Source organism: Pseudomonadota bacterium (assembly GCA_039815145.1).
Lineage (GTDB): Bacteria > Pseudomonadota > Gammaproteobacteria > Steroidobacterales > JBCBZW01 > JBCBZW01.
Genome location: JBCBZW010000186.1, coordinates 1 through 8,011, shown reverse-complemented (window position 1 = coordinate 8,011; position 8,011 = coordinate 1). Strand labels below are relative to the sequence as shown.

The 8,011-nt window shown below is 66.7% G+C and carries 5 protein-coding genes and 1 pseudogene; 4 read left to right on the top strand and 2 right to left on the bottom strand.

What is annotated here, in order from left to right; genetic code table 11:
• From AAF184_23635 to AAF184_23625, 3 genes are all read left to right on the top strand, one after another.
• Positions 1-1,432, top strand: a 1,432-nt coding sequence (locus AAF184_23635) for an FtsX-like permease family protein (GenBank protein MEO0425348.1), incomplete at its 5' end; no start/stop codon positions are given.
• A gap of 140 nt (positions 1,433-1,572) precedes the next feature.
• Positions 1,573-3,558 carry a DUF1800 family protein gene (locus tag AAF184_23630; GenBank protein MEO0425347.1) on the top strand — a complete coding sequence of 662 codons (1,986 nt, stop codon included), beginning with the start codon at positions 1,573-1,575 and terminating at the stop codon, positions 3,556-3,558.
• Positions 3,559-3,569: 11 nt separating this feature from the next.
• Positions 3,570-4,958: a DUF1501 domain-containing protein gene (locus tag AAF184_23625; protein ID MEO0425346.1), complete on the top strand. Its 1,389-nt coding sequence runs from the start codon at positions 3,570-3,572 to the stop codon at positions 4,956-4,958.
• A 19-nt stretch (positions 4,959-4,977) separates the two neighbouring features.
• Here the strand turns inward: AAF184_23625 and AAF184_23620 are convergent, their stop codons facing one another.
• Complete coding sequence (locus AAF184_23620; GenBank protein ID MEO0425345.1) at positions 4,978-5,781, bottom strand: alpha/beta hydrolase; 804 nt, start codon at positions 5,779-5,781, stop codon at positions 4,978-4,980.
• Positions 5,782-5,798: 17 nt separating this feature from the next.
• Positions 5,799-7,009: pseudogene (locus tag AAF184_23615) on the bottom strand (CoA transferase).
• A gap of 181 nt (positions 7,010-7,190) precedes the next feature.
• On the opposite strand from AAF184_23615, the gene AAF184_23610 reads away from it, so the two are divergent.
• Positions 7,191-8,011 (top strand): hydroxymethylglutaryl-CoA lyase (locus tag AAF184_23610; GenBank protein MEO0425344.1); only part of this gene is annotated, 821 nt, incomplete at its 3' end.

Sequence of the window (8,011 nt, the reverse complement as noted above, 5' to 3'; positions counted from 1 at the left end):
CCTGCTCACGGCCCTAGCCATGCTGTTGGCCGTGGCGCTGGTAGAACTCACCCTGCCGCTCTTCGCGAGCTTCGTCGAACGGCCGCTGGAGATCGATCTGCTTAGCCCCAAGGCGCTGCTGGCGCTGGTGGGTGGAACGTTGCTGGTGGGCGTGTTCGCAGGGAGTTATCCGGCCCTGTTCCTGTCCCAGTTCCGTCCGGCTCAGGTGCTCAAGGGGCGGGATGCTTCGACCGGCTCGACCCTGTTGCGACGCGTACTCGTCGTGTTCCAGTTCGCTACGTCTATCGCCCTGCTCATCGCCACCGGCGTGGTGATGCTGCAGATGCAGTACGCGCGCAACCTCGACCTCGGCTACGACAAGTCCCGCAATCTCACCAGCGGACTGCCGTTCTTCGCCCCCCTGTGGGAGCTCTACGAGCCGATGAAGCAGGCCCTCGAGGCGCACCCCGACATCGAGTCGGCCGTGTACAGCTCGCGCGTGCCGGGAATGCAGAACCTCGATGGCGGCGGCTACGTGGGGCCGGATGTGCAGTTCACGCGTGAGAACGTCATGGCCATCGCCGACCTCAAGGTGGACTACCAGTGGTTCGACCACTACGACATCGAGTTCCTCGCCGGCGGCACCTTCCTCGAGAGCCAACGACGGGTGGAGGCACCGACGCCGGAGAACCCGGTCACGCAGGGTGGCGCCGTGCTCAACGAGTCGGCCGCACGCCGCTTTGGCTGGTCGCCGGAGGAGGCCGTGGGTCAGGTGATCCGTTCGGCGGCCGACGCCGACCTCACGATGTTCGTCGAGCGCGAAGTGATGGGCGTGATCCCGGATATCCACTTCTCCTCGCTCCATCACGAGATCAAGGCCACCGTGTTCGCTGAGCCCAACACGGGCTACGGGCGCTCGATTTCGGTGAAGATCGCGCCGGGCGATCCGGCGGCGGCGATCGCGCACTTCGAGGATGTGTGGCGTCGACTGGTGCCGAACACCCCGCCCGAGTGGGAGTTTCTCGATCAGCGCTTCGACGCCCTCTATCGGGGCGAGGGGCGCCAGGCACAGATGTTCGCCACCTTCTCGGGCCTGGCGATCTTCGTCGCGACCCTGGGACTCTTCGGCTTGGCCGCCTTCACCACCGATCGGCGGACCAAGGAGATCGGCGTACGCAAGGTGATGGGCGCGGGCGTCGGCGACATCGTGCTGTTGCTGACGGGCGATTTCAGTCGCCTGGTGCTGCTTGCGAACCTGATCGCCTGGCCGGTGGCGTGGTTCTTCATGAACGACTGGCTGACGCGCTTCGTTTACCGCATGCCCACCGTCGATTGGGCGTGGCTGTTCGTCGCCAGCGGGTTCGCCGCCCTGGTGGTGGCAACGTTGACGGTGGGGTTGCAGGCGAGTCGCGCGGCGATGGCGAGGCCGGTGTTGGCCCTGCGCTACGAGTAAGTCGCCAAGGGGCGGGGCCGTGCTCGGTCCCGCCCCGCGTGGTCGCCGAAGGACCACTCACGGCTGGCGCGAAACGGCGACAGTTGAGCCTGCACCGAAGCGACACGAATTTGGACGGGTGTTAGCCACGAGTGCACCCGATGACCCCAGACCGTTCGTCAGCCGCACGGTGCGCGGCGCTCGCCGCCATGTGCTTCGCCCTCACCGCCGCGGCGATCGACAGCGATCGCGACGGCATCGACAACGAGCTCGATAACTGCCAACTCGCCGCTAACGCCAACCAACGGGACACCGATGGCGACGGCTACGGCAACCTCTGCGACGGCGACCTGGACAACAACGGCCTGGTCAACGTGGTCGACCTCCGGCTGCTGCGCTCGGTCTTCGGCAGCGAAGTGCCCCACGACCGCCCCCTCGCCTACCACGCCGACCTCAACGGTGACGGCCGCGTCGACGGTGCCGACTTCGCCCTGCAGCGCGCTGCCCTGCGCCTTCCCCCGGGCCCGGCCGCAGAGGGGCCGGTCAGCGCAGAGGAGGCCGCGCGCCTGCTGACCCAAGGCACCTACGGACCCACCGTCGAGGCGATCGACGAAGTGGTCGCCCTCGGCAGCGCCACGGCCTGGGTGGACGCGCAGCTAAGCACACCCATTAGCCTGCACACGGCGCTCACGCGCGATCTCGCCACGCGCATGTGTTTCACGATGCCCGTGGTCGATGCGGAGTACACGGAGGCACGCCTCGCCGCCTGGTGGGAGAACGCCCTCTACGCCGATGATCAGCTGCGCCAGCGGGTGGCCTTCGCCCTGAGTCAGATCCTCGTGGTGAGCGATGTGGACGATACGGTGCGCCAGTCGCAGTTCGCCCTCGCCGACTACTACGACATGTTGCTGACCCACGCCTTCGGCAACTACCGCGACCTGCTCGAGGACGTGTCGACCCACGCGGTCATGGGCATCTTCCTGAGTTCTATCCGCAACGAGCGCGCCCAGCCCGAACGCAACATCCGCCCCGACGAGAACTTCGCGCGTGAGATCATGCAGCTGTTCACCATCGGCACGCAGATGCTGAACCTGGACGGCACCCCGGTCCTCGACGACGAGGGCCAACCCATTCGCACCTATACACAAGCGGACATCGAAGAGTTCGCCCGCGTGTACACCGGGTGGAACTACCCCGGCGTGGACTGGAGCGAGTGGTGGGGGCCGTCAGACCGTACCCTGCCGATGGAGCCCTTCGAGGAGTTCCACGACAGCGGGCCGAAGGTGCTGTTGGGCGTGGCTGTGCCGGGCGGTCAGACGGCGCAGGAAGACCTCGACGCCGCCCTCGACGTGCTCTTCGCCCACCCGAACGTCGGGCCGTTCCTGGCCAAGCAGCTGATCAAGCGGCTGATCACTTCGAACCCCTCGCCGCCGTACGTGGCGCGGGTGGCCGAGGTGTTCAACGACAATGGCCAAGGCGTGCGCGGGGATCTCGCTGCCGTCGCGCGCGAGATCTTCCTGGATCCCGAAGCGCGCAGTGGGCAGCGCTACGAGGTGGAGCGCTTCGGCAAGCTGCGCGAACCCCTCCTGCGCATCACCCAAACGCGCCGCGCTTTCGACGCGATCATTCCCCAGCGCACGGGCAACTTCAACAACAACGCGGAGCAGTGCGGTCAGCCGGAGTGGGGCTGGTATCGCACGTTCTTCCGCGACTACAAGGTGGACTTCGCCCAACAGCCGCTGTCGGCGCCCTCCGTGTTCAACTTCTATCTGCCCGACTACGCGCCGCCCGGTGAGCTGCGCGACGCGTCGCTGGTGGCGCCGGAGTTCGAGGTGATCAACGCCAACACGGCACAGACCATCGCCCGCGCCATCACCTGGGAACTCTACAACGAGGATCAGAACGGCCCCGGGCACGTGAAGCTCGACGTGGGGGACGAGGTTGCCCTCGCCAGCGATCCCGAAGCGCTGCTCGATCACCTCGACCTACTGCTGATGTCAGGTCAAATGAGCCAGGCCATGCGCGCGCTGATCCTCGAGCACCTTCGCAGTGAGGTGTTCGTGGACGGGACGGCCGATGACAACACGCGAGCGCGCGACGCGATCATGCTGGTGGTGAACGCGCCTGAATACCTGATCCAGAAGTAGGAGCCGCCGACATGAGCAGCAACACCCTCATCGCGCGCCGCCGCTTCCTGCAACGGTTCGCCATCAGTTCCCTGGGCGCCAGCGCCCTCGCCACCCAGAGCCGCTTCGGGTTGATCCAGGGCGCGCTCGCCTCCACCCGAACGCCCTTCGCGGGCGGCGCACGCTCCCTCGTGTGCGTGTTCCTTTCGGGGGGCAACGACATCTACAACACGATCATCCCCACGGGGGCCGACGCCTACGCGCAGTACCAGGGCATACGCGGGGGCCTCAGCATCAGCGACCGGGAGCTGCTGCCCCTCAGCAACACGGACTACGGCTTTCATCCCGCGATGGCCGGCATGCAGTCGCTGTTCGACAGCGGGCGCCTGGCGATCGTCGGCGACGTCGGCACGCTCTTCGAGCCCACCACCCGGGAGAGCTACCAGACCGGCACGGCCTTGGTGCCGCCGGACCTGTTCTCGCATAACGACCAGCAGGAGATCTGGCAAACGGCGCGCCCCCCAATCGAGGGCATCACCCAGCCGGGCTGGGGCGGTCGCATGGCGGACCTGTTGGCGGATGCCAACAGCAACCCTCTGGTGCCGCCAGCGTTGACTCTGGCGGGCAACAATAACTTCCAGGCAGGGGAGTCGCAGCTGCCGTTCAGCCTCGACCCTGCCAACGGCGTCGAGCCGTTTCTCTACCTGTCCGGCAACGCCTTCCCACCGTCCGAGCCCGGGCGGTCAGCCGCTTGGCAGCAGCTGTTGGTGGAGACCTACGGCAATGCCCTGGAGCGCACGGGGGCGGCGGGGCTGGAATCGGCCCGGGTGCAAATCGATCTCTTCGGTGAAGCGTTGGCCTTGGCGCCGCCCATCACCACCGAGTACCCCGGCAGCCGCATCGCGCAGCAGCTGGCGATGGCGGCGCGGGTGATCTCCGTGCGCGAGGCCTTGGGAATGCAACGGCAGTTGTTCTTCGTCGAGTACGGCAGCTTCGACTTCCACGGTAACCAGCTCGGCGAGCAGGCGGAGCGCTTGCGGGAGCTCAGCGATGGGCTGGCGGCCTTCCAGGCCAATATGGACGAGCTAGGGTTGGCGGATTCGGTGACCGCGTTCACCGCCTCGGACTTCGGGCGCACCCTGACCGTGAACGGGGACGGCACGGACCACGGCTGGTCGAGCGCCGCCTTCGTGCTAGGGGGCGCGGTGAACGGCGGCGTGATCCACGGTGGCTTGCCCTCGCTGGAGATCGGCGGCCCGACGGACACGGATGATGCGGGGCGCATGATCCCTGCCTACTCGCTGGATCAGTACGGGGCGACGCTTGCGCGCTGGATGGGCATAGGCGAGGCGGATCTCGATGAGATCTTCCCTTACCTTCGGAACTTCGAGAGCCGGGACCTTGGGTTTATGAATGCCTGATGCCCGCCTGGGCGTCGCTCTAGTGGCGCTCGAGGAAGTCGAAGAGGATCTTGCAGAAAGCGATCTTCTGCTCACGCCCAGCCACCACGTGAGCCACATCCTCCATGGTCACCGCCTCCACGTTCGGCAGCAGCGCCTCGATCTCACCCGTGTAGCGCGGGCTCGTCACCATGTCGCGCGCCGCGTGGATCACGAGCGTCGGTGCCTGCACCTGCGGCAGCAGCTCTCGCACGTCGTGGGAGACGCATGCATCGATGAGGCGCCCGTGGGTGACCTCGCGCCCGCGTAGCTCGCTCCAGGGACCGTCCGGGTGCACCAGGCGGCCGCGGTTCTCGTTGTAGAACTCCGGCAGGAAGGACATGAAGCAGACGAAGCGCTGGAAGGCCTCGAAGCCCTGCTTCACGTGCACGTCCAGGAACATGTTGAGCTGGTCCGTGAGGTAGTCGTCGACGGCGGCCCAGCAGCCCATGTTGACCATAGAGCGGACCAGGTCTGGTCGTGCGATGGCCACGCGCTGGGCGATACATGCGCCCATGCCTACGAGCCCAACGAAGTGCACGCGGCTCCAGCCGAGGTGGTCGAGGAGGCCGATCACGTCCTCGGCGTGCAGATCCATCGTGGCCGGGATGGTGGGGTCGTCGGAGGACTCGCCGATGCCCCGGTAGTCGATGATCAGGGTCTGGTAGCGATCGGTCAGGCCGCGGGCAAGGTTGCCCGTGTTGCCGTGGCAGTAGGTGCCCCAGCCGCCCATGCAGATGGCGGGATCGCCCTCGCCATGGATCTCGTAGTACATGTCGTGGCCGTTGATGTGCACGCTGGGCATGGTCTTGGCGCTCCCGGTTAGATGATGCCGTCGGCCTGCAGGGCAGACCGGCGTTGGGCGTCGAGGCCGAGGAGGTCGCCGTAGACCTCGTCGTTGTGCTCGCCGAGGGCGGCGCCGGCGAAGCGGATGCCGCCGGGGGTGGCTGAGAGCTTGGGCGCCACGTTCTGCATGGCGATCTCGCCGAAGCTCGGGTGGGCGAGGCGGATGATGGCTTCGCGGGCCTTGAAGTGGGCGTCCTCGAGCATTTCGGGTGCGCGGTAAATGCGACCGTTAGGCACGCCGTGTTCGTTCAGGAGGTCTTCGAGGCTCTTGCCGTCGAGGGTGCGGTCCAGTCGGCGATGAGGTCGTCGAGTTCTTCCTGGTGCTCGCCGCGGGCGTTGTGGGAGAGGTAGCGTTTGTCCTCCGCGAGTTCCGGGCGGCCCATGGCCGCGGAGAGGCGGGTGAAGACGGAGTCCTGGTTGGCGGCGATCAGGTGTTCGCCGTCGCTCGTGCGATAGACGTTGGATGGGGCGACGTTGGGCAGGATGGCGCCGGTGCGTTCGCGCACGAAGCCCGTGGCGTCGAACTCGGAGATCAGCGACTCCATCACATTGAGTACGGCTTCGTAGATCGCCGAGTCCACCACCTGGCCTTCGCCGGTGACGTGGCGGTGGTGGAGGGCGGAGAGGGCGCCGACGCAGGCGAAGGTGGCCGCGAGTGTATCGCCGATGCTGATGCCCATACGGCTCGGCGGGCGATCCGGGCTACCTACGACGTAGCGTAGGCCGCCCATGGCCTCGCCGATGGCGCCGTAGCCGGCGCGGGCCGCGTAGGGGCCGGTCTGGCCGTAGCCGGTGACCCGCACCAGGATCAGGCCGGGGTTGACCGCCTTCAGCGCGTCATAGCTGAGGTTCCAGCGTTCCAACGTGCCCGGGCGGAAGTTTTCGACCAGGAAGTCGGACTTCTCGACCAGCGAGAGGATCAGCTCCTGGCCGGCCTTCTCGCGGGCGTTGAGGGTGATGCACTTCTTATTACGCGAGACGACGGGCCACCACAGGGATTCGCCGTTCGCCTTTTCCCGGCCCCAGTCACGCATCGGATCGCCGCGGCCCGGCTGCTCGAGCTTGATCACCTCGGCACCGAAGTCCCCGAGGAGCTGGCCGCAGAAGGGCCCGGCGAGCAGCTGCCCCATCTCCAGGGCGCGCAGTCCGGCGAGGGGACCGGTGGGGGCGGCGGGCGTGTCCGACATAAGGGGAGCTCCTTCCAAAGGCTGTCGCCAAAACAGGGGGGATATGCCAGGATTGTATCCAACCTGGCCCGTTCCATCGACGCAATGCGGGCTTACGCGGGGAATTCGTTCAGATCGTATACAATGAGATGCCGCCTCTATCCGAACAGCAGCTGACCGGGGGCGTCTGACTGGGGGCGTATTGAGCAGCAACGCGAGCCAGCAACGGGAGCGTGTGGAGATTGTGGAAGTGGGGCCGCGCGACGGCATCCAGAGCCAGCCCACCCTCCTGACGACAGAGCAAAAATTGACGTTCGTCGAACGACTGATTAGCGCAGGGGTGCGCAAAATAGAGGTCGCCAGCTTCGTCAATCCCAAACGCGTGCCGCAGATGGCAGACGTGGACGAGTTACTCGCCCGCCTGCCACGCCCCTCGGGCGTACGCTACCTCGGTCTGGTGTTGAACGAGCGCGGCTACGAGCGCGCCCTCGCCACCAGGATCCATGAGGTGAACTGCGTGGTCGTCGCCACGGACACCTTCAACCAACGCAACCAGCGCGTGACCACCCAGGAGAGTCTCGAGGCCGTCGGCCGCATCGCTCAGGCGGCGGCGCGTGACGGGGTGACCTGTGGTGTCACCATCGGCGCCGCCTTCGGCTGCCCCTTCGAGGGCGAGGTGCCTCCAGAACGCGTGGTTGACCTGGTTAAGGCCCTGGAAGACTACGGCGTCCCCGAAATCGCCCTAGCAGATACGATCGGTGTGGCCGCCCCGAGCGATGTAAGTCACCTGCTTGGGCTCCTCGCCCAGGCCGGCTCGCCGCCGCCCCGATGCCACTTCCACAACACGCGCAACACCGGTCTGGCAAACGCCTACGCGGCCCTCGAAGCCGGCGTGCGCGCCCTGGATGCGAGCTGTGGTGGCGTGGGTGGTTGCCCCTTCGCGCCGGCCGCCACGGGCAACATCGGCACGGAAGACGTGCTGTACATGATCGACCGCATGGGCTTCGATGCGGGGATCGACAT

Excerpts from the sequence above, each read along its gene's own strand:
- AAF184_23625 (MEO0425346.1), top strand. The coding sequence starts at position 3,570 with ATGAGCAGCAACACCCTCATCGCGCGCCGCCGCTTCCTGCAACGGTTC.
- AAF184_23620 (MEO0425345.1), bottom strand. The coding sequence starts at position 5,781 with ATGCCCAGCGTGCACATCAACGGCCACGACATGTACTACGAGATCCAT.
- AAF184_23630 (MEO0425347.1), top strand. The coding sequence starts at position 1,573 with ATGACCCCAGACCGTTCGTCAGCCGCACGGTGCGCGGCGCTCGCCGCC.